The organism is Micromonospora sp. NPDC007271, assembly GCF_040634005.1.
In the GTDB taxonomy this organism is placed as follows: domain Bacteria; phylum Actinomycetota; class Actinomycetes; order Mycobacteriales; family Micromonosporaceae; genus Micromonospora.
This window is the reverse complement of record NZ_JBEYER010000207.1, coordinates 1-2,413: the sequence shown is the minus strand read 5'-3', so window position 1 is coordinate 2,413 and position 2,413 is coordinate 1. Positions and strand designations below refer to the sequence as shown.

The 2,413-nt window shown below is 74.0% G+C and carries 2 protein-coding genes; both read right to left on the bottom strand.

Annotated features, from left to right (window positions below; all coding sequences use genetic code 11):
- The coding region (locus ABZ570_RS33855) for an MFS transporter (protein ID WP_358072257.1) at positions 1–1,391 on the bottom strand (1,391 nt) is incomplete at its 3' end.
- Positions 1,388–2,050 (bottom strand): GntR family transcriptional regulator, encoded by a 663-nt coding sequence (locus ABZ570_RS33850; RefSeq protein ID WP_358072255.1) that lies wholly within the window; start codon positions 2,048–2,050, stop codon positions 1,388–1,390. The genes ABZ570_RS33855 and ABZ570_RS33850, both read right to left, overlap by 4 nt.
- Positions 2,051–2,413 lie beyond the last annotated feature (363 nt).

The window sequence follows — 2,413 nt, the reverse complement described above, 5'->3', positions numbered from 1 at the left end:
CGCCCTGGCCCTGCTGGCTGCCACGCTGACCCGCGATCCGCGGGCGATCGCGGCGCGACGGCGGTGCGCTCGGCCGCGTGCCGGCGACGGGCGGCGTTGCGGTAGCGGAGCACCTGGACCGCGCCGAGCGCCCAGAGCAGGTACTGCACGGCGAACGCCCAGCGGAACGCCGCCAGTGGCGGGGTGCTCCGGCCGGCCGGGGTGGCCAGGTCGAGCACCACTCCGACGGCCAGCACCACCAGGATCGAGGCGACGAAGCCGCCGACGTTGACGATCCCGGTGGCGCTGCCGATCCGGTGCACCGGGTTGGACGTGCGCGCGTAGTCGAAGCCGATCACTGAGCCGGGGCCGTTGACCGCCAGGACCACGACGAGGGCCACCAGCAGCCAGTGCGGGGCGCGTCCCGGCCAGGCCAGCACGACCGCCCACACGGCGGCGGTGCTCAGGGTGATCGCGAAGACCAGCACCGAGCGGTGGAACGGGTGCCGGGCGCAGAGGTACGCGATCACCGGGCCACAGACCAGCATCACCACGGTCATCAGGGTGAGCAGGGACGCCGCCGCCGTGGGCGAGAAGCCCTGCCCCTGCACCAGGAACGGGTAGCCCCAGAGCAGCGCGAACACCGTGCCGGAGAACTGGGTGACGAAGTGGGTCCACAGGCCGAGCCGGGTGCCCGGCTGGGCCCAGGCCTCGGCGAGCTGCCGGCGTACGGCCGTCAGATCGGGGGCGACGGCGGCGAGGTGCTCGGTGTGCGGGGTGTCGCGTACCGCGACGAGGACCACCAGCAGCACGGTCGCGCCGAGCGCCGCGGCGGTGAGGAACGCGGGCGTCCAGCCGACGTGGTGCAGCAGCGCCACCAGGGGTACGGCGCCGAGCACCGCGCCGAGCTGCCCGACGGTGCCGGTGAGCTGCACGAGCAGCGGGTTGCGCCGCCCGGGGAACCAGAACGCCACGATCCGCAGCACGCTGATGAAGGTCGCCGCGTCGCCGAGTCCGACCAGCACGCGGGCGGCGACGGCGAGGCGGACGTCGGTGGCGAGCGCGAAGCAGAGCTGGCCGGCGACCATCAGCACACCGCCGGCGAGCAGCATCCGGCGAGAGCCGAACCGGTCGAGCAGCACCCCGACCGGCACCTGCATGGCCGCGTACACGGCGAGCTGGGCGACGGTGAAGGTGGCCAGCGTGGCGGCGTTGATGTGGAAACGGTCCGCCGCGTCCACCCCGGTGACGCCGAGCGAGCTGCGGTGGAAGACGGCGACCACGTACGCGGTGACAGCGACCGCGAAGACCAGGGCGGCCGGGCGGCGCCGGGCGGCAGCCTGGCGCCGGGCGGCGGAGCGGCGCGGGGCGGCGGGGTGGGGCGGGGCGGCGGGGTGGCCGGAAGCGGTCACCGCAGCGTCCGCAGCACGGTCGCGGCGTTGTCGACGTGTGCGCCGACGGCGTCGAGCCAGGCCTGCGGGTCGTCGCCGTCGAGCGCGGCGAGCTGGCCGGCGTGCTCGGCGAGCACCACCTCGGCCCAGCCGGGCGAGAGCCGGAAGCTGGCCTCGCCCATCCGCAGCTGCCGGTCACGCAGCCGGTGGTACAGCTCGGCCAGGATCTCATTGCCGGCCGCCTCGACGATGGTGGCGTGGAAGGCCCGGTCGGCGGCCATCAGAGCGGTGACGTCGCCTGCCGCGTGTGCACGGCGCATCTCGTCCAGCCAGCGGGCCAGGTCGGCCTTGATCTCAGCCCGACGGGGCCAGACCCGTTCGGCGGCGTGCAGTTCGACCAGGCGCCGCGCCTCGATGACATCGGTGATCTCCCGGGCGGACACGGGCCGGATCAGCGCGCCGCGCTTCGGGTAGAGCGCCACCAGCCCCTCGGCCTCCAGGCGCAGCAGCGCCTCACGCACCGGCGTACGGGAGACCCCGGCCGCCTCGGCGATCTCGCCCTCGCTGATCAGCTGGCCGCCCGGGTAGACCTGCTCCAGGATCGCTCGCTTGAGGTGCTGGTACGCCCGCTCGGCGGCGGACGGCCCGGCGGTACGCGCCGAGGCACTGGGATGCGTCATGTATCTATGATGCGTTCGAGGAGTGGAAGGGCGCCGCCAGACCTGGGCGAGCGTGACCCGGCCCACTGCCCGCCTGACATCCGCGCCATCGTTGATCGACTCGGTGTGCGGGATGTGGCGGCATCGACGCGTGCCGGATGACGCGGTTTGCGCAACATCGCGCGGACCATCCGGGCATGACCCCTGGCCCTCGGGGCCTTTGATCCTCGGTGTCCGATTTGTCGGTGTAGCCAGCGGGTCCTCGGCCGGAATGCCGGGCGGCCGGGGGTCGTTGAACACCCGTGAACGGCCGAGGAAGGCCCCCCGCTGGTGAGCGCGGGGGCGGGCCCGGAATGTTGGCGGGCGGTCGGTCGTTACACATGG

Bases quoted from the DNA above. Each gene is read 5' to 3' on its own strand.
- ABZ570_RS33850 (WP_358072255.1), bottom strand. From the start codon at position 2,050: ATGACGCATCCCAGTGCCTCGGCGCGTACCGCCGGGCCGTCCGCCGCC.